This window comes from Nostoc linckia z4, from assembly GCF_002608075.1.
GTDB lineage: Bacteria > Cyanobacteriota > Cyanobacteriia > Cyanobacteriales > Nostocaceae > Nostoc > Nostoc linckia.
Genome location: NZ_LAHA01000021.1, coordinates 1 through 21,224 on the forward strand (window position 1 = coordinate 1; position 21,224 = coordinate 21,224).

The window sequence follows — 21,224 nt, forward strand, 5'->3', positions numbered from 1 at the left end:
TAATCTTACTACCTTCTAAGAGTGTCACAAAGTTGGCTGGACTAAAGCCAGCAATGTTAATATTGCCTCCGTTACCACTTCCACCGGCGGTGGCGGATATTTGACTGTTATGACGCATCAATAGGGCATTTGTTTGCAGAGATATGTTACCACCTTCCCCTGATGTGGTGGCAGCAGATAACAAGGAGCGATCGTCGAGTGTCAACTGACTCGCTTCAATTGTCAATCTTCCACCTGCTCCCGTACCAAAATTGTCGCTAGATATCTGACTATTACCGAACACCTGTAAGGAATTCTTGACTCGTAAATCAATGTTGCCACCTTGACCGCCTTTGGTAGCGGCGGTGATTCCCCCTTGATTCTCCAGCAAAATAGAGCCAGCATTCACCTGCAACGTCCCTGCATCCCCTGTACCATCGTTCCTCGCCGTCACCTGTGCCCCATCTTTAACAATCAATCGTCCCGTATTAATTATCACATCTCCAGAATATCCACTGGGTACTGGTGGCACTCTTAATAGTTGTTGCAAAAGCGGATCGACTATATTCCCTGAGGAGATAATCAAACTAGGATTTACCGAGCCGGGGACTTTGCCACTTACCTCTACACTATCTTGAGCGTTAATGGTGACGCTACCAGCAGGGCCGCTGGCCAAGGTGGAAGCATCTACTCTACCACCGTCTTTGATGACCAAACGTTGAGTATTAATGGTTACGCTACCAGCTTTTCCAGGGCCACCAGTACCGGCGGTTATTTGGCTGGGAGTGAAAACAAAGGGTGTTACACCAAGCAATTCTACTAGCTTCGAGGCATTGACAGTGACATTTCCTCCAGAGCCAGTACCAGCAGTTACAGAGGCAATATTTCCTCCAGAAAGAGCAGTTAATTGCTGAGTTGTCACTGTCAGAGTTCCAGCATTGCCAGGGCCAAAAGTTCCCGCCGTAATATTACTGAAGCGAGTGGGGTTAAATGGTGAAAATCCCGACACTTCCAAATAATTATCGGCTTTAATATCAATATTTCCACCAGCAGCAGGTGTGTAAGTAGCCGCAGATATGGCTGCCCCATCTTGAAGGACTAAGCGGGGAGTATTAACGCTAATATCTCCACTCTTGCCACCACCGATGGTTTCTGTAAATAAATTGCTGGAAATCTGCCCATCTGTTGTGGTACTTACTAAAGATAAGGATTCAGAGGCATTGACGTTAATCCCTGCTGCTGATTCTGTTCCTTGGGTTTGAATTAACACCACCGAGCCATCGCGGATGGAAATGTTTCGCCCCTGCAACTGAATCGAGCCGCTACCAGGGCCGCTGGTATCTGCTAATGCCTTTTGAGATAAAGCAATGTCTTGAAAGCTTGTCACCCCTTGATAACCTAAATTCCAGCCTTGAGGACTGGGATTGAGACTGACTAAACCTCCTGCCACGCTACCTAAATCAATGCGCCCGCCTTCGGCTGTGAGGGTTCCCCCCTCTGAAATAATTCCTCCTCCCACCAACGCCAGGGTATTACCTGGCTGCACCTTTAGTCCTTCGGTGTTTCCCCTAGTGAAGGGTGAAAAGATCGGACTTTGCAGCGTAATGTTATGCCCTTGACCTTGGAGGCGAATCGCTTGCGGATTTTGCCCAAATTGCAAACCTATCGGCACACTAATGGTTAATCGGGGGGAAGTTGCATCAGTAGCACTAAATTCTGAACCATCAGCAAATTTCAGGCTCTCTGCTGTACTGGCCAAAAATGAGCCGCCAATATTGAGTTGAGCTTTAGTACCGAAGTTAATACCGTTGGGATTTATCAGTATGAAATTCGCACCGTAGTTTTCCCTAATTAAGCCATCAATATTGGAAATTGAACCACCTGTAACTCGGCTAATGATGTTATTAATATTAGTGAAAGCTGCGGTGTTGTTGAAAAAAGCCTCGCCACCAGTGGGGACAGAAAATTCTCGAAAGCTGTGAAAGAGATTGTTACCGACTTGTGTTCCGCCTGTAATGACAAAATCCAGCCCTGGGGTCGTCCCTGGTGAAACCACAGTTTGTCCATCACCAAGTGTGTTATCTGAGGAAATTTGTGCTAAAACGGGAAAGCCAGTAATTAGACAAGAGATATAAATAGCACTAGCAATTAAAATTTTTTGACAAAAAAATTGTTTCATTTTACACGAGTGAAATTACCCAATAAAAAATTAATTAAATGTGTTTTTTTAGTGCATTTTAAGTACATTTAACCAAAAATGATATTATTGAGTTTAATATTTAAGCCTAAATTTTGGTCAAGAAAGGTCTTTAAGTAATATGAACAACAGGCAGTCTTGGGCAACTATGGCGACAGCCCCAATATTAGCTATGGGTGTTATGTTAGCAGTATCTGTGCCCAGTAGAGCTAGTAGCGTACAAGTCAGCTGCAAGACTGACACCACTACACCAAAAGTGATTGTCAGTTTGGTGAAAGACGGAAGTACTCAAAATTACACTATATTAAATTTTCTGCCGAAATATTTCTCTGCGATGAATGGCGTGCAAAATTGCCAGAACACAGCTAAAAGTTTACAAAGTATATACGAGACTGGTGATTCTGAATATTTAACAGGCGATCGCCTGAACGATCAATCTGTTGTGTGTGCAGTAGAACGCAGAGGTATCGGTTGCAATCATTACAATGCTAAAGTTTTATTTACTCTCAAACCAGTTGATAACCCCTCTCAAGCTTTATACGAAATGTTGGGTAGCGATTTTAAGCAAGCAAAGCCTTCCAACACCAGGACTCTTAGCCGTACTTACACCAATACCAAACCTTTTTGGTGGCCATTTTAATAAGTATTAAATGTCACTGTTCATGGTTTAATGTTGACTGTTAACCGTCAACTAAAGGCTTTTGGACTTGATATGCAATGGTGTGGCGAGTCTCCTAAATTGAGGAGATGAGCAGCGTGTAGTGAGTAAATGATAGAAAATTTAAATCAATCATATTCAATCTTATTAAAACTATCGATATCAAATTATCAAAATCCGATTTGGTTCAAGAATACTCGTAGAGACTCTTAACAAATAACAGGAAATGGGGAACAGGTAAAGTTATTGTTATTTTTGTTATAAAAATTAAGTAAATTAAGTATATATCTATATCGTCGTCAGTCGTACTATAAAATACAAACACAACTAATCATCTAAGTAAGTCAGTGAAAATAAACAAAACTACACTTGAAACCTTTGCCAAGAACAAAGGACAAAGTGGAAAGTCTCTGGCGTTGATGAAAGAGCCACCAGACCCCAGTTCAAGAGCGGTTCAAGTTTAGTTTTGTTTATTTGCACCGAATTACTTAGGAGTATTAACAAAAAATAGTCAAAATTATTACATGAACAAGAAAATTGACCTTTGATAACTCAAAAAAATAAGTTCTTTTGCTACCTTCATAACTAAATATCTTTTTTTTCGATTATGAGGCCACTTGGTAAAGTTTTACAACAGGCTGACTTGGTTTCATCTGAGCAGATAGAAATTGCTCTCAAAGAGCAAGCTAAAGTTCATGGCTTGAAGCTTGGTGAAATTCTAGTTTTGCATGGATGGCTTAAACAAGAAACGGCTGATTTTTTCTCTGACAAGTGGCCAGTATTATTGGAGCAAAAACCAAAACAGCCTTTGGGTAAATATTTCCAAGAAGCTGGACTATTAAATGAACAGCAAATCAGAACTATCCTTGCTGAACAAGCAAACAAAAAACTTCGTTTTGGAGAATTAGCAGTACTGAAGGGTTGGTTGAAACCGACTACTGTGAATTTTTTTCTAGAGAATTTGGCTTTAGAATCCCAACTCCAGGAAGAAGAAATTTCAAATAATCAAAACTCAACCCACATAGAAAAATCACATTTAAAAATCGTAGTGCCGCAGCCAAACAATTTACAAATCAACCCCATTGAGCATTCAGCTTTTGCTTTTAATTCGGCAGAGGAAGAATCATCAACATTAACAGTATTTAGTCCTGGTAGTCTAGAATTATTCAAACAATTACAAGAAAAAGCTAGTTGTCCGGAAGCTTTGCTGACAGAAGTCCAATTTTGGACAGATGGGGAACCGAATTTAACAGAAAAACTTTGCCAATTGCTGGTGGAATGGCCAGATAATATTGCCGCCGGAGCAGAAGCGGTAATAGTGCAACAAATCGTATATAGAAATTTTACTAATAATTGGGAAACTCAAATTACTGCTGAGTATTTACAAGGTATACATGAAAGTACGATCTGTAATCAGCAATGCGATCCCTTATCTTTGTTGAAGCTGTATCGAAAAATTTGGCAAGAAGGCGAATTACCAATTAACAACAGTCCAGAAGAGGCAGAACTGTTGCGTATAGGGTTGATAGTTCAACAACAAGACAAACTAAAAGTTGCCAACCGCATTTATCAAGCAGTTTTTAATTGTAACTGGATAAACCGGGAATTAGAAAAAATTCTGTATAATTCATCATCAAAAACAGCTATTTCTCCAAATACGAATTGGAATATCAACAATACTATTACTAAGCCAAAATCTAGTTTAAATAAAAGGTTTTTGGCATTACTAGGAATAGCTGGTTTAATGGTGTGTGGTTCTGGCTTGATTATTTTTGGCTTGAGTGTATTTAGATGGTTGCAAGTAGAAAAGATTTTCAAAGAAGGTAATGGTTTCTTACAGCAAGGACAATATCAACAAGCCATCACCAAATATAACAACCTTCTGAAGTTTGATAGCAATTACTACCAATCTTGGACGAACCGAGGCTATGCACTAGCTGGACTCAAAGACTACGACCAGATGCTAGAATCATGCACCACAGCAACTATTATTAATCCAGAAGCTGTTTATGCGTGGAATTGCAAAGGAGAAGCACTATTTAACCTCAAACAATATAATCAAGCACTGTCAGCTTTTGATAAAGCCATTCAACTAAACTCGAAAGATCCTGTGTTCTGGATTAACAAAACAGAAGCTTTACTAGCAGTCAACCAACCTGATACAGCACTTGTTAGTATTAATCAAGCAATTGAGATTTTAAAAGAAATTGCAGAACTTCAACATAAAAATACAGATGCTAAAGAATTAGCCATTGCTTTTAGCTATCAAGGTAAGGTATTATTCCGAAAACAAGAATACGAAGGTTCTCTAAAAGCCTATGAACAGGCATTAAAATACAATCCTCAATACTTTGTAGCTTTACGGGGTAAAGGGATGGTGCTACAAGCTCTAAAGCGAGACGATCGCGCCATCGCGCAATTTTATTTTCTTCTAGATCATCACAAATTAAGTGATGGTCAAAAAGCCGAAGTCTGGTATTATTTAGGATTGAGCCTTTGTAGATTCCAGCAAACCGAAAAAGCGATCGCTGCCTTTGATGAAGCTTTGAAGCTCAAACCCAATTACCAACTTCCACAACAAGCCAAAGAGATTTGCCCAAAATAAATGGTTTAATTCGTAATTAAATCGATACTTTAGGTAGAAGTTTAATACTAATTAATCATAAATTCACTGAAATTAGCGCCCATATTTTTGGCGATTTCGGTAGATATATTATGTATATTTATGTTGAGATAATTTTGTTTTTCATCCCGACGACTTAATTTGATTTAGCCCTCAAAATGAGCAAAACAAAAATTATGATCGCCACAAAATAACTAGCTTTGCAAGATTTCTAAAACTATCTATTTAGTAAAAAAGACTAACGATAATCAGTATGAAAAAACATATTTTAGCCGTAGGATTGATATTATCTTCTTCTTTTGTATTCTCACTCAAAGCATCAGCCGCCAATTTTAGTCAAATTTACGCTTTTGGTGACAGCTTAGTTGATACTGGCAATGCTTACAATTTTATTAAAGCGGCTACAGGAGACGAATTTCCTCCCAGTCCACCGTATTTTCAGGGACGCTTTACCAATGGCCCGGTTTGGGTAGAAGGTTTATCTTCCAGTTTGGGAATAACACTAACTAACTTTGCCTTTGGTGGTGCTACTACAGGTACTTTGAACACCATTGATGCAAATTTACCTGGATTAGTTCAACAGATAGCAAGCTTTACTACAACAAATTCTCAAGCCGACAGCGAAGCACTATATGTCATCTGGGCTGGTGCAAATGATTACCGTAGTGGCATCACAAACCCTGCTGAACCAGTTAATAATTTAATAAATGCAGTAAAATCACTTGCTAGTGTTGGTGCTGAAAATTTTCTTGTAGTAAATTTACCTAATTTAGGTGCGCTTCCTAGCATTAATAACAATCCAACGCTTTCCGCTGGACTAACTGCTTTGACTAACGCCCATAACTCCGGCTTGAGTGCGGGTGTCAACACTTTGAACCAGCAAGAAGATCTTCATATCACCCTTTTTGATGCTAATGCCTTATTGAATAGAGGTCTTGCATCACCGCAAGAATTCGGTCTAACAAATGTTACTGATGCTTGCTTGACAATAACCAGCCCAACAAGTTTTACCACCTGTCCCGACCCCGATCGATATTTATTCTGGGATCAGTTGCATCCCACAGCATATACTAACAGCATTTTAGCAGGAGCCGCATTAGTAGCAGTTCCAGAATCTTCCCCAGCTTTAGGGATTTTAGCACTGGGGGCTTTAGGGACAATAGGAGTGCTGAAGCGTCAACGTATGTATAGGAAAACTCGAAGAGATAAATTATCTTTGTTGAAGTTGATGAGTGATGAGTGATGAGTGATGAGTGATGAGTGATGAGTGATGAGTGATGAGTGATGACGGGAAAAGCAGGATTTATTCTCCTTGTCTCCCCCATCTCCCCATCTCCCCATCTCCCCATACTTCGGCTCCGCTCAGTACAAGTCTCCCCATCCCCCAATCCCCCAATCCCCAAATCTTCTATTCGTATAGCGATCGCCATTTCTATATAAGTTTTGGGGAGTGGAGTCTGGTAAATTAATAGGCTTTATGCTATTCATTAGTTGCAGCTTCTAGCCAGATTTCTACATCATCTGCTAGCAACTTTTGTGCTGCTTCTAGCATTGCGGCTGCGATGTCTTTGAGGTCTTCGCGATTGTTTAAGTAAGTTTTCAAGGCTTCCATTGGGTCAATGCTACTACTAGCACTCAATTCGGGAATTCGCGGTCGAGCCAATTGACTGACTAATTCTGCTTGCATAGTGTAGGTGTGAGCCGCACTTAAAGCAGTATGTAAAGAAGCACTTTCAATTAAATCCATTTGTTCTGAGCGCAGTTTGTAGATTAACCGCACTACAGCATCTTCAATATCATACTTGGCGATCGCTTTGATTAATGCCCCTTGCGGATCTTCTGCTTTGGAGACATCCACCTCAATTGTGCAAAAATCCCGGACTGGTAACTGACAAAACTCCCACTCTGCCTTACCCCGTTCGAGTTCTAGCATTACATAGCCTTTATCTTCTTTTTCTTCACTAAAATCTACCCGCTCAATACTCCCTGGATAAATCACTGGCGGGTTGTTGGCTTTATTCAAATTTTGATGCCGATGCACATGTCCCAATGCTACGTAATCAAAACAAGGCCGCGTCAATAAAGATAAAGGCAGAGTAAAACCTTTACCCACTGCTAAGTAGCGTTCTGCGCCTAAAGTTGCATTGTCAGCCATCAAGTGAGCCAAAAGCACAGTTGGCACATGGGGGTCAAGACGGCGAACTTCCCCTTCTAAAACAACTCGCAGACGTTCTGTTAATAGTTCATTGACTTCAGCCAAAGACAAACCCTCAGTTTCTTGGCGAGTCATCAGCGTCGAACGAGTCAGCCAAGGCAGGGTAATTACTTGTACTTTGCCATTGCGAGTTTTGATGTGATGAGTAGTCAATGTGTCGCCAACGACAAAACCAGGCACTCCCAAGGTGCGGTAAATACATAAACTCGCGCCTCCTAATCCTTGGGAATGTTGGTCGTGATTTCCCACTAACAGTACTGTGGGAATATTCGCATCCACCAGACGGCGAAACTGATTAGCAAAAGCTTGTTGTACATAAGGTGGTGGTGTCGCATCTGGAAAAGCATCGCCACCAAATATTACTAAATCTACCGGATCTGCGATCGCTCGGTCAATACATCGAGATAAGGTATTGACAAAATCCTCCAATCGTGTATTTAACCCAGTCGCCTGATTAATTCGTCCGTGGGAAAAGCCGCTTCCCATGTGGATATCAGAAAGGTGGAGGATTTTAATCATATTTGTTCTTTGTCCTTAGTCATTTGTCGTCTCTTACAAAGTTCTGATCCAAGGAAGCCTTGGCTCAGACTTTGCGCTTTGTCTTTTGTCATTTCTTATTTTTAACTACTAACCAATGACTAATGACTAATGACTAATGACCAGTAACTAAATATGAATACCGCATTCTGTTTTATCGCTTCCCCGCCAGCGTCCGGCGCGTTCGTCTTCGCCATCTTTGACTTTTGTAGTAATGGGTTTGTCACCGATGCTGGGATAACCTTGGTCGTGTAGAGGATTGTAGATAACTCCGTGTTCAGCCACGTAAAGCCAGCTATCTTTGCGCGTCCAGGTAGCTATGGGATTTACTTTCAAACGACCCTTGCCGTCGAATTCAAATATGGGCATATTCGCACGGGTTACTGCTTGGTCGCGGCGGCGTCCAGTAATCCAAGCGACGCTGTTGAGTTCGTCTAAACCCCGTAGCAGTGGTTCAATTTTGGTAATGTCGTGGAATTTGAGAATATCTTTGTCCCAGAGTGCATCGCCAAATTTGGCTTCAAAAGCTTCGGGGCTATCCGCTTCTAAAGTTTTGTAAGTTTGCAGATCGAGGTTGTATATTTGTTTGGCTTTAGCAACTAGTTCTAGGGTTTCATCGAAGTGGTACAGGGTATCGAGAAAGATTACAGGAACAGGAAACTTCAGTTCGCTGTAAAGAATGTGGGTAATTACCATGTCATCCACATTAAAAGCACTGGTTTGCACCAGTCCGGTGGGGATGTTTTCTATAGACCATGCCAAGATTTGTTTGGGAGTGGCAGTTTCAAACTCCTGGTTTAATTTTTCTAAGTCAAAAGCGATGGTTTCGTTTTTAGGTGCTGTAAAAGCTGTCATGGTAATTTTTTGTTCTAATGATTTCTACCTTGATTAAGTTTTATTTTACTGCATAAAGGCCCATATCCCGCTAGGAGATGAGGTAATTATTAATTCTAGGGAGTGGGGAGGTGGGGAGATGGGGAGATGGGGGAGACAAGGGAGACAAGGGAGACAAGGAGAATAAATCCTGCTTTTCCAGTCAACAGTCAACAGTCAACAGTCATCGGTCAACACTGCCAATCCCCAATGCCAGTCAAAATTATTGTGTAAGTAAAAACTACAGCTTTTACTAAGAAAATTTACGCTTCTTTAAGTTTTACGAGTTTTTTATGGATATATATACTGATTTTGATATGGTTAAGGAACAATTAACAAACAAGGATTTTACTTAAATGAAGAATTCAAAAATCCGCAATCCATTAAGTGAATCTATAGTTATGGGCGCTTTAATCGCGCTGACCAGTGTTAGTATCATCACCATCATGAATGCTTTCTAAGATAAAAAAATTTTAATTTTAGCAACAAAACTTTACATAACCCTGCTCAAAACTGAGTGGGGTTTTTACATTTTGTTTACAAATTCACCTGTTAGCACTAATGAGCCATCGGTGCTTTTGCTCCTGCGCCGCCTTTACCCAGGAATAGTAATAAAGGTAATGAGCAAAGAAAGGAAATACCTACTACTCGAAAGCAATCTGCATAGGACAAAACAGCAGCTTGGGTATCTACTGTTTGACTCAATAAAGCTAGTGCTTGTTGTTGCGCTGTTGTGGCATCCATACCTTGACTTTGGAGTGCGCCGTTGAGTGCATCCAAGCGCTGATTGGTTTCGGGGTCATAGGGAGTGAGTTTTGCCAATAAAATGGCTCGATGAAAAGCTTGTCGTCGGTCAAGGAGAGTTGTAAGTAGGGCAATGCCGATGCTACCACCTAGTTGTCGGGTGAGGTTATAGAATCCAGAACCGGCAGAAATATCTTGTTTGGGTAACCCTCCTAAAGTTGCCAAACTCAAGGGGAGAAACATCAATACAGTAAAAGCCCCACGCCATACCAATGGCCAAAATAAATCATCTGTACCACTTTGTGGGGTAATTGCTGCCAATTGAAACATTACTCCAGATGTTCCAACAGCACCTATTGAAATTAAAATTCTGGCATCGATTTTGGTAGACAGCTTACCTAACAAAACCATAACGATCGCAGAAGCCAAAGCACCAGGCGCTAACAATAGTCCTGTCTGCGTCGCCGTGAAGTGCAGCACACTCTGAGCAAATATCGGCACTGCAAACAAAGCGCCATAAAGCCCCATCCCCACTATTGCTGATAAAAAACTGCCAGCCGCTAAAGAACGGTGACGCAAAACTCTCAAATCCACGGCTGGATGAGCTATTCTCAATTCCTGCCAAATAAACAATCCTAATCCAATGGCGCTAGCCACAGCTAATGTAGTAATGAAACCAGAGGAAAACCAGTCTTCTTTCTCTCCTTCCTCTAACAAAGTTTGTATACTTCCGATCGCAATCACTAAAAAGCCAATGCCAAACCAATCCACGGCTTGACTTTGTGCTTGGCTGTTGTCTTTGTCTTTGGGCAAAAATACTAAGGACATTGCCACTGCAACGATCCCAAAGGGAATATTAACAAAGAAAATCCACCGCCACCCCAAACCATCTACCAAGAATCCGCCCAAGGTAGGGCCGATGGCTGGCCCAGCAATGACACCCACTCCAAAAACTGCCTGGGCTAAACCTTGTTCCGCAGGTGGAAAAGTCTCGAACAAAATTGCTTGTGCTTTAGCTAGCAACCCGCCACCGCATAAACCTTGAAGAATTCGAGAAATCACTAGCATCGGTAAATTAAATGCCAACCCGCATAAAACCGAGGCAAGGGTAAAGCCAATCAAGGAGAAAATAAAGTAGGTTTTGCGCCCAAAGTAATCTCCCAGCCACGCAGATAAAGGAATTAAAACAACGTTGGCGATCGCATATCCAGTCACCACCCAACCGACTTCAGTTATAGTTGCACCAAGACTCGCTTGGATGTCAGTTAAAGCAACGTTGACAATACTGGTGTCAATCACTTCTAAGATGGCACCAAGGGCAGCCGTAAAAGCGATCGCCCACTTTAAAGACCCTTGAACATAACCAAATTCGTCAACAGTAGAACGTTTAATGTTGGTAGCCATCGTCAGAACGATCCCCAAAGTAAAAATTAGATATTAATATACGATACGGTAGCGTATCATATTAAAACGGTCAAGGGAGATAAGGGAGATGGGGAGATGGGGAGATGGGGAGATGGGGAGAGGGGGGAGACAAGGGAGACAAGGAGAGAAGTCTGAGCGGAGGTTTCCGACCATCAGAACTTCGGAGAAAAAGATTGCTACCTTGTCTACCTTGTCCTCTTTCCATGCCCAATGCCCAATGCCCCATGCCCCATGCCCGATGCCCAATGCCCAATGCCCAATGACTTTTTTATGAGTAACCAAATTAACACATCTTCTGGACGACCACGTAGTATTCACGCAGACCAAGCTATTTTGCAAGCGACGCTAGATTTGCTTGCAGAGGTAGGATATGAAAGCATGAGTATAGAAGCGATCGCCAATCGTGCTGGAGTTGGTAAAACTACCATCTATCGGCGTTACACCTGTAAAGAAGAACTTGTTGCCGACGCCATAGAAAGTTTGAGAGATGATTTAGCGATCCCCGATACCGGCAGCTTTTGGGGAGACATGGATATTGTCATCAAGAATGCAGCTAAAAAAATAGATAGTCCCCTTGGGCGTCAAACACTGGCCTTAATAATCAGCACAGCATCCAGCAATCCTCAATTTGCCCAAGTTTACTGGACGAAATATATCAAACTCCGACGCGAAGCCTTTGCCAAAGTCCTTGAGCGTGCCCAATCTAGAGGGGAAATCAAAGATAATGCCGACATAGACTTAATTATCGACCTGGTGAGTGGTTCGCTATATTACGCGCTGATTTTCAAACCAACAACTGAGCCGGTAGAAACCTACATGCGCCGCACCATAGATCTTCTCGTCAAGGGACTAGGACATGGGGTAGGGGGAGCAGGGGGTAGGGGGAGCAGGGGAAAAGGTTAATGGTTCGACAAGCTCACCAACCGGGAAAAGGGAAAAGGAATAAATTTAATCTTTCCCCTTTAGCCCTTGCCCTTTCCCCTTTACCCCTTGCCCTTTCCCCTTTACCCCTTGCCCTTTCCCCTTTACCCCTTGCCCAATGCCCATTCCCAACTTGTTGCTAAAATAACTTTTCACTAATCGTTGTAGATGAGATGATGTATTAATTAGAGAAAAAGGTGAACAATTGTTATTTTTCTCCCTCTGTTTGTGGTTGCAAAATGGCATCACAGTATTGTATGAGAGTTGTCAAGCGATCGCTAATCGTTTGGAGTCTCGTTTGTACGGTGGATGCCTGCCGCGCTCCCTGGAAAAACATCACATCTATTTCCAACAAGCGCAGTTGCTTACTCATCTCAGTTTGATAAGACTGCACTCGCGAGTCTTCTCCTTGCAAAGAGGCTTCCGTTTGGGACGCTCCGTCAACGCCAATGTCAGCCAAAGGCACAATTTCCTCTACAAACAGCCGCTGCAACGAGGCTACACGCCGCCGCAGTTCTGCTGCAACAATTGGCCCAGTTGTAGCATCTGAGCGTAATTGCTCTAGTAAGGTTACGAATGCCTGATATTTCTCACGGTTTAAAGACATCGATTGCTAGTTAAGATAGTATAAATGTCAAGCAATTTTTCTTATACAATAAACTTTCTTAACCACTTATCAGTACTAAAAGCCTCAAATTCTGATTTGAGGCTTTGTTTGCAATCAATCGATTTTCAAGTTTACGATCCCTGAAATTCACACTGGATGACTACCATTGCCAATTTGGAGAACCATCCTGACACTGTTTTTTCCACCGGTCTAGTGGCAACAGCATCTTCCCACGGTGATGCTGCCAGTTTTGTCTATCTCACACTTATCTACCGATCCCCTTAAGACCCAATTGTATGAGCAGCATAGCTATCAATTCACCAGTCGATCTTGCCATTCCGGAATGGTTAAAGAAATGTTTGAAGGAATTATCGACAACTAGTAGCGGCCAAGGCGAAGATGAGCGAAGGCATAATGAGGCAGTTTTAATTGGTCGAGCATTTGAATTTGCTTACCAACTGCATCAAGGCCAATACCGCAAATCGGGAGAGCCATACATCGCTCATCCCATTGCTGTGGCTGGATTGCTGCGGGACTTGGGAGGTAGTCCTGCTATGATAGCAGCTGGATTTCTTCATGATGTAGTTGAAGATACAGAAGTAACGATTGAAGAAATTGAAGAAAGGTTTGGCCCGGAAGTCCGGCAATTGGTGGAAGGTGTCACCAAACTTTCTAAAATCAATTTCACTAGCAAAACTGAAAGCCAAGCGGAAAATTTCCGGCGAATGTTTTTGGCAATGGCGCAAGATATCCGAGTGATTGTGGTGAAGTTGGCAGACCGTTTGCATAATATGCGAACCTTACAATATATGTCTGAAGCCAGCCGCCGCCGCAGTGCCCAGGAAACACGAGATATCTTTGCACCTTTAGCCAATCGTCTGGGTATCTGGCGAATTAAATGGGAATTAGAAGATTTAGCTTTTAAATATTTGGAACCAGAAGCTTTTCGGGAAATGCAGCAGCATGTTTCCGAAAAACGGACGGCGCGAGAAGAAAAATTGGCTAAAGCTACGGAAACTTTGCGGGAGCGTTTGCAACAAGCTGGAATTCGCTGCCAAGATATCAGCGGCCGCCCCAAACATCTCTATAGCATATACCAAAAAATGCAACGCCAGCAAAAGGAATTTCACGAAATTTATGATTTAGCAGCGCTGCGAATTATTGTCCAAACCAATGAGGAATGCTATCGCGCTCTAGCGATAGTTCATGATGCTTTTCGCCCAATACCGGGGAGATTTAAAGATTATATTGGACTGCCAAAACCAAATCGTTACCAGTCGTTGCACACTGGAGTCATTGGCTTGACTGGTCGTCCTTTGGAAGTGCAAATTCGCACGGTGGAAATGCATCATGTCGCTGAGTATGGGATTGCGGCCCATTGGAAGTATAAAGAAACAGGAGGCTCTAGCAGTAGCCATTTGACAGCCACAGATGAAAAATTTACTTGGCTGCGGCAACTGCTGGAATGGCAAACAGATTTAAAAGATGCCCAAGAATATCTTGATAGCGTCAAAGACAATCTATTTGAAGATGATGTCTATGTCTTCACCCCTAAGGGGGATGTTGTGCCTTTAAGTCCTGGGTCTACAACTATAGATTTTGCCTATCGCATTCACACAGAAGTGGGAAACCATTGTTCGGGGGCGCGAGTCAATGGGCGCATGGTACCTTTGTCAACACGACTACAAAATGGCGATATTGTGGAGATTCTTACCCAAAAGAACTGCCATCCAAGTTTGGATTGGTTGAATTTTGTCAGAACTTCCGCAGCCAAGTATCGAATTAAACAATGGTACAAGCGATCGCGCCGGGAAGAAAATGTCGCTCGCGGACGAGAATTGTTAGAAAAGGAACTTGGTAAAACTGGTTTTGATAGTCTATTAAAGTCAGAAGCAATGCAGATTGTTACTGAAAAGTGTAACTATCACAGCGTGGAAGACTTACTAGCTGGTTTGGGTTACGGTGAAGTGACATTAAATTTAGTCCTCAATCGTTGGCGAGAAGTGGTGAAGGGACAACAACCAGTTACAGCACCGCTACCATTTCTTCCCAAAGAACCCACATCTACAGCAAAAGCTTTGCGAGATGCGCCTCCAAATACCTCCCGTTCCACAGATTCGCCGATTATTGGCGTAGAAGGTTTGGTGTATCATTTAGCTGGGTGTTGTACCCCGATTCCTGGCGAAGCAATCATTGGCGTAGTGACGCGGGGTAGGGGGATTTCAATTCATCGCCAAGGCTGCCATAATCTGGAAAATGTCGAGTGCGAACGCCTAGTACCCGTTAGGTGGAATCCAGCAGCAGAAAACAGCGGTCGTCCGCAAACTTACCCAGTGGATATTCAAATTGAAGCACTTGACCGCGTAGGAGTCTTAAAGGATATTTTATCAAGGCTGAGCGACCAGGGAATCAATGTCCGCCATGCCCAGGTAAAAACTGCCGTTGGTCAACCTGCATTGATGGATTTAGGAATAGATATACGCGATCGCTCTCAACTAGAACAAGTATTTATGCAAATTAAGAAAATGAGCGACATTTTGAATATCCGTCGCATTGGTCAAATTGACGAATAGTAGGGATTTCTGTATCTCTCTATGATTTGTTGGTAGGGTGCGTTAATTCGGTATGACGCACCATAGTTTTTTTCAACGCCAAGGTACTGGACTGACACAGCTAAAATAGTGCATTAGGAAACTCTTGTGGGGTGGGCATCCTGCCCGCCCGGACGGGTGAGGACACCCATCCCACAATAAAATCTACTGCAACATTTTAGCCTTGTCACGCCAGTACGTAGAGGTTTTTTAAAGATAATTCCTATGTCCTGTACTTAAAAAGGTACTTCAAAAGGGCGATCGTTATGTCAAGAAGAGGGGGTAAGAGGGCAGTTAGTTGCCATCTTACCCCCTAATCCTATATTAGGAGTAAATTTATATTTAAGTGTTTTTTTATACTTTACACATTGTTAATAATATTTCAGGAAATATATCGATGAAATTAATACCTGCAATCAGCAAGATGTTGACAGGAGAATAATTTTGATTTTTGAAATGTATTTGAGTAATTAAGCCGATAAATCAAGCTTGATTTTCAAAAAATATTTCATTTAGTGGTTTGCAATCAATTACAGTATCAAAATTCTAAGTTTAACATAGTGTTAACTTCTAATTTATGTGCTGTAAATAATGCTTTGGCGCTGAAATTATCTTATCTCCTAATATCTTAACTACAAAAATTAGTGAATGATTTAAACAGCATGAGTACTCAAAAACAAGGCATTATTTTCATTGATTCATCAGTTCATAACTACGAAATATTGCTGGATTTACTTGTATTAAAACTTGAGCATGTAGTTCTTGACTCCAGCCAAGATGGGGTAGAACAAATTACTCAAATACTGTTACAACACCCTCAAGTAGAAAGCGTCCATATTGTCTCTCATGGTTCTCCTGGTTGCCTTTACCTGGGTAACACCGAACTCAGTCTCAGCAGCTTAGAACGCTATACTCAACAACTACAAAGTTGGTTGTCTTCATCTCTGATACTCTACGGCTGTAATGTTGCTGCTGGGGATGCGGGAGAAGAATTTTTACAGAAGTTGCACCAATTGACAGGAGCGAATATTGCGGCTTCTAATACACCAACAGGTAATGCGGCGTTAGGAGGAGATTGGAATTTACAGGTTCAAATTGGCAAAGATTTTCCAATTGCACATCTGGCATTCCGGCAAGAAACACTTTCCACCTATACTGGAGTGCTTGCTCCTGGTAACCTCGATACTACCTTTGGGGTTGGTGGTAAAGTCATTACAGATATTGGTAGTAGTGACACAGCTTATAGTGTTGCCATTCAAGCAGATGGCAAGGTTGTAGTAGTAGGAGAAAGCTACGCTAGCAATAGTAACTTTGCAGTGGCTCGTTATAATCCAGATGGTAGCCTGGACAGCAGCTTTGGCAATGGTGGCAAGGCGTTTGCCGATTTTACTAACCAAAGCGATAGAGCTTACACCGTTACCATTCAGTCAGATGGCAAAATTTTAATCGCGGGAATTACCTACAATGGTAACCAAACTGATGCTGCTCTTGTACGCTACAACTCTAATGGCAGCTTAGATACCACCTTTGGGAATGCCGGACAAGTTTCTACAAACTTTGAGGGTAAAAGCGAATGGATAAAAAGCGTTGCCGTCCAGCCAGACGGCAAAATTATTGTGGGGGGATATCTTACCCAAAATGACACTTACCTGAATACTGACTTTATCCTGATACGCTACAACTCAGATGGCAGTCTGGATAATAGTTTTGGTAATGGGGGTAGGGTTCTTACTGCTATGAGTGACGGCCAAGACGCTATTACAAGTATCCTGATTCAGCCAGACGGTAAGATTGTAGTAGCTGGGAATGCCATGAATAATAATGGCTACATTAACTCTATCTTGGCACGTTACAACTCCAATGGGAGTATAGATACTAATTTTGGCACTAACGGTAAAGTAATCACAGACTTTCCTGGCACAGATGACTTTGGAAATAGTGTTGCTCTCCAATCTGATGGCAAAATTGTCGTGGCGGGATCTACTGGAAACATTGGTATCAGTGGAGATTTTGCTCTGGCACGCTATAACTCCGATGGTACTCTGGACGGTAGTTTTGGTAATGGCGGTAAGGTTGTTACAGATCTAAGCAGCAATGATGCTGGCCAAAGTTTAGCGATTTTGCACAATGGCAAAATTGTAGTGTCTGGGTTTGCTCAAAACGTAAGCGATCGCCGCGATCTTGCTTTAGCTGTCTACAATTCCAATGGCAGCTTAGATACCAGCTTTGGTGATAATGGTAAAGTTATAACTCCTGTTAGCAGTAGTTATTTTCAAAACACTGCGGTTGCCGTTCAGTCTGACAATAAGATTGTGGTTACTGGCAGTGACACTGGTGACTTTCTTATAGCCCGTTACGAGGCACCTTCTAGTAATATTCCTGTTGCCTTGGATGTCATTTATCACAAACTAGCAACTAGCGAGTTTATCCAAGACTGGTCAAATGCTAATTTGATTACTACCGATGATAATTGGAGTAATTTACCCAGTATTAGGGGTTTTCGAGGTGATGGTTTAGTGGGTACCACGGGTATTAACCCACAAACAGTACTAGCTGATGGTTCTGCCACTCCTATTGATGTGAATGCTAATCAAACTAATCCAAGTACTTACACAAATAGTGGAATTACAGAATTCACATTCAGCAATCCAACTATTGCCCTCAGAGGTTCATCAACTGCCACAGCACCGCATTTAGTTCTCTATTTAGATGCTACCGGACGGCAGAATGTTCTACTTAGCTTCACCCTACGTGATATAGATACCTCAACGCGCGATGCCATTCAATCTGTTGCCGTACAATACTGCGTTGGGGATACAGGAGATTTTATCAATCTGCCTACAGGTTTTGTACCTGATGCTTCTAATAACGCCTCAACCTTAGCGTCTTATGAGTCACGGGAAGCACGCCTGATTGTTTTATTGCCACCCGAAGCTACCAATCAAGCAAAAGTCCAAGTTCGTTTTATTACTACTGATGCCAATGGAGAAGATGAGTGGATTGGGGTTGATGATATCAAGGTTACTAGTGCGGCTATTGGCACTAATCAGCCACCAATAATTAAAAATGATACTTACTTTGTAGCGGCAAACGGACAATTACAGACTGCTGCTGCCATTACAGCGCTGACTTTAGATAGCGATCGCGGTAACTATATCGGTCAGAGTGATTACTATACCTATAGTCCCACCCCAAATAGGATTAGCGCTGTCCGTGCCTACCCCACAAATCCCAGTAAGAATAATGCTATCCGAATTAGTTTCTCTGGTATCAACGATTGGTGGGATCTTTCATTTGCAGCTCCATTTAATGCTCCACTGACAGCAGGCACAACATACACGGGTGCAGCGCGTTTCCCATTCCAAGCCTCTAATCAGCCTGGTTTAGATGTCAGTGGTAATGGACGAGGCTATAACACTTTAACAGGGGAGTTTACAGTCAACCAAATCACCTACGGTTCTGGCGACGAAATTCTCAACTTTGATGCCACCTTCCAAGAATACGGTGATGGCGACCCTGCCAACGAAAGCTTCAAAGGCCGCATTCAATACCGCGCTACCCCTAACAATTTAGTTGCTGGTGTATTAACCAATGACTCAGATATTGAAAACACGCCACTGAAAGCAACTTTAGTGTCTAGCCCAAACAACGGTAGCCTGATTTTCAATTCTGATGGGTCTTTTACTTACACTCCTAATGCTGGCTTTCAAGGTATTGATACATTCAGCTATCAAGCCAATGATGCGATTGTAGATTCTAATATCGCCACAGTTAATTTATATGTTGGCAATCAAGCACCTACAGTCACTTTGCCCAGCGCCAACCCCACTTACACTGAAAATGCACCTGCCATCTTCATCGACTTGAATGCAACTGTTACAGACCTTGATTCCCAAAATTTCGATTCAGGTAAATTAATTGTTCACTTCAGTAATGGTGGAAGTGCTGATGACCGTTTGATTATCCAAAGCAACATAACAAATAAAATTCAAGTCAATAACACAAGCTTTTTGCAAGATGGTAGTTTTGTTGGTACTTTCAGTGGTGGTATTGGCACTGAAGACTTAGTAATCAACTTTACTTCTAAAGCTACGCCTGCTGCTGTCCAAGCTGTGCTACGCAGTATTAGTTACTTCAACATCTCGGATAATCCGCTTACTATTCCTCGTAACGTTAATTTTGTGTTAACTGATGGTGATGGCGGTACTAGTGCCACTGTCTTTAAGACGATTAATGTTACTGCTATCAACGATTCTCCGATAATCACTTTGCCAGGAACTAACCCTACTTACACTGAAAATGCCTCGGCTATCTTCATTGATCTTGGTGCAACTGTCGTAGATCCTGATTCTCAAGACTTCGATTCCGGTAAATTGACTGTTCGCTTCAGTAATAGTGGAACTGCTGACGATCGCCTCATCATCCAAAGCAGTACAACAAATAAAATAGCAGTCAACAACACAAGCATTTTGTACGATAGTAGCTTTATCGGTACTTTCAGCGGCGGTATTGGCACTCAAGATTTGGTAATCAACTTTACCTCTAAAGCTACGCCTGCTGCTGTCCAAGCTGTGCTACGCAGTATTGGTTACGCCAACATTTCAGATAATCCCCCTACTACTCCCCGTACCGTTAGCTTTGTTTTGACTGATGGTGATGGCGGTACTAGTGCCGTAGTCTCCAAGACAATTAACCTGACTGCGGTCAATGATGCCCCAATTATTACCGCAAATCAAAGCTTCAGCATCAAGGAAAATAGCAGTAATGATACGGTGGTTGGTACTGTAATTGCTACCGACATCGAGGGAACTAGCTCATTTTCCAACTGGACAATTATTGATGGTAACCTTGACTTTGATGGAGATGGGAAAGCTGCTTTTAGCATCAACTCGACTTCTGGACAAATTATCGTTAGCGATCGCGACGAGCTTGATTTTGAAAATAAGCCCAACTTTCAATTACAAGTTACTGTCAGTGATGGCACGGATACTAGTATTATGCAAGCGATCGCTATTAATTTGATTGATGTTAGCGAAAATACCATCTATGGTACATCTTCAGGCAATAAATTAAATGGTGGTACAACTGATGATACTATCTACGGCAATGCCGGAAATGATTCTTTATACGGTAATGACGGTAGCGATCGCTTGATTGCTGGTGTTGGCAATGACTACCTTTTTGGTGGTGGAGGTGATGATATTCTTGATGGTGGTGATGGCACCGACTCAATTAGGGAATCTGCTGATATCAACTTTACTTTAACTAATACTCAATTATTTGGTTTAGGTAATGATAGCTTCATTAATATTGAACGCGTGACCCTGACGGGTGGTATTAGTGATAATACTTTAGATGCATCATCATTCACAATTGCCAGTGTATATCTTTATGGCGGTAATGGTCATGATAGTATCTTGGGTGGTAGTCAAAATGATTACCTAAATGGGCAGAATGGCAGCGATCGCCTGATTGGTAACGCTGGAAATGACAAGCTTTATGGTGGTGCAGGTGATGACACTTTGATAGGTGGTGCTGGTAATGATGCACTCTATGGACAAGCAGGTGCTGATATTTTTGTTCTCGCTTCAGGAAACGGCAGTGATACCATCTTTGATTTTAAAGATGGTATCGACAAACTTGGTTTATTGGGGAGTTTAACTTATGGGGCTTTAACTATCTCAGCAAGTGGTACTAAGACTTCGATTCGGATTACTTCCACTGATGAGGTATTAGCTATTTTGAACAACATCAAACCTAGCTTGATTACTGAAAGTGATTTTGTCGCAATTCTGTAATGGTGAGCAATATCATGTCCGGTTGAAGACTTATCATTAGGACTATTTTTTTGATA

At 42.1% G+C, this 21,224-nt stretch carries 13 protein-coding genes; 8 read left to right on the forward strand and 5 right to left on the reverse strand.

Annotated features, from left to right (window positions below; genetic code table 11):
• Positions 1 to 2,158: two-partner secretion domain-containing protein (locus VF06_RS17400; RefSeq protein WP_143874522.1), on the reverse strand; the 2,158-nt coding region annotated here is incomplete at its 3' end.
• A 166-nt stretch (positions 2,159 to 2,324) separates the two neighbouring features.
• On the opposite strand from VF06_RS17400, the gene VF06_RS17405 reads away from it, so the two are divergent.
• From VF06_RS17405 to VF06_RS17415, 3 genes are all read left to right on the forward strand, one after another.
• Entirely contained in the window at positions 2,325 to 2,816 is a 492-nt protein-coding gene (locus VF06_RS17405; RefSeq protein ID WP_099070780.1) for a COP23 domain-containing protein, read from the forward strand.
• Between the two features lie 625 nt (positions 2,817 to 3,441).
• Positions 3,442 to 5,439, forward strand: coding sequence for a tetratricopeptide repeat protein (locus tag VF06_RS17410; protein ID WP_099070779.1), 1,998 nt, complete (start codon positions 3,442 to 3,444; stop codon positions 5,437 to 5,439).
• Between the two features lie 271 nt (positions 5,440 to 5,710).
• The gene (locus tag VF06_RS17415; RefSeq protein ID WP_099070778.1) at positions 5,711 to 6,700 is read left to right on the forward strand and encodes an SGNH/GDSL hydrolase family protein; all 990 of its coding nucleotides are present in this window, start codon (positions 5,711 to 5,713) and stop codon (positions 6,698 to 6,700) included.
• 237 nt (positions 6,701 to 6,937) lie between these two features.
• Here the strand turns inward: VF06_RS17415 and sbcD are convergent, their stop codons facing one another.
• Both sbcD and cysH read right to left on the reverse strand, forming a co-directional pair.
• The gene (gene sbcD / locus VF06_RS17420; protein ID WP_099070777.1) at positions 6,938 to 8,191 is read right to left on the reverse strand and encodes an exonuclease subunit SbcD; all 1,254 of its coding nucleotides are present in this window, start codon (positions 8,189 to 8,191) and stop codon (positions 6,938 to 6,940) included.
• Between the two features lie 147 nt (positions 8,192 to 8,338).
• Positions 8,339 to 9,064, reverse strand: coding sequence for a phosphoadenosine phosphosulfate reductase (gene cysH / locus VF06_RS17425; RefSeq protein ID WP_099070776.1), 726 nt, complete (start codon positions 9,062 to 9,064; stop codon positions 8,339 to 8,341).
• A 110-nt stretch (positions 9,065 to 9,174) separates the two neighbouring features.
• Between cysH and VF06_RS40905 the strand changes: the two genes are divergently transcribed.
• Positions 9,175 to 9,339 (forward strand): hypothetical protein, encoded by a 165-nt coding sequence (locus VF06_RS40905; protein ID WP_244918165.1) that lies wholly within the window; start codon positions 9,175 to 9,177, stop codon positions 9,337 to 9,339.
• Between the two features lie 301 nt (positions 9,340 to 9,640).
• Here VF06_RS40905 and VF06_RS17430 read toward each other — a convergent pair whose 3' ends face one another.
• Positions 9,641 to 11,230 (reverse strand): DHA2 family efflux MFS transporter permease subunit, encoded by a 1,590-nt coding sequence (locus VF06_RS17430; protein WP_099070775.1) that lies wholly within the window; start codon positions 11,228 to 11,230, stop codon positions 9,641 to 9,643.
• An 88-nt stretch (positions 11,231 to 11,318) separates the two neighbouring features.
• On the opposite strand from VF06_RS17430, the gene VF06_RS40910 reads away from it, so the two are divergent.
• Entirely contained in the window at positions 11,319 to 11,525 is a 207-nt protein-coding gene (locus VF06_RS40910; protein ID WP_180267866.1) for a hypothetical protein, read from the forward strand.
• Entirely contained in the window at positions 11,462 to 12,154 is a 693-nt protein-coding gene (locus VF06_RS17440; RefSeq protein ID WP_257208132.1) for a TetR/AcrR family transcriptional regulator, read from the forward strand. Before VF06_RS40910 ends, VF06_RS17440 begins: the two co-directional genes overlap by 64 nt.
• A gap of 226 nt (positions 12,155 to 12,380) precedes the next feature.
• Here VF06_RS17440 and patD read toward each other — a convergent pair whose 3' ends face one another.
• On the reverse strand, positions 12,381 to 12,779 hold the full coding sequence (gene patD, locus VF06_RS17445) for a heterocyst frequency control protein PatD (protein ID WP_099070774.1): 399 nt from the start codon (positions 12,777 to 12,779) through the stop codon (positions 12,381 to 12,383).
• A gap of 296 nt (positions 12,780 to 13,075) precedes the next feature.
• Between patD and VF06_RS17450 the strand changes: the two genes are divergently transcribed.
• Complete coding sequence (locus VF06_RS17450) at positions 13,076 to 15,352, forward strand: RelA/SpoT family protein (protein WP_099070773.1); 2,277 nt, start codon at positions 13,076 to 13,078, stop codon at positions 15,350 to 15,352.
• A gap of 680 nt (positions 15,353 to 16,032) precedes the next feature.
• The gene (locus tag VF06_RS17455) at positions 16,033 to 21,168 is read left to right on the forward strand and encodes a DUF4347 domain-containing protein (RefSeq protein WP_099070772.1); all 5,136 of its coding nucleotides are present in this window, start codon (positions 16,033 to 16,035) and stop codon (positions 21,166 to 21,168) included.
• The last annotated feature ends 56 nt before the right edge of the window (positions 21,169 to 21,224 follow it).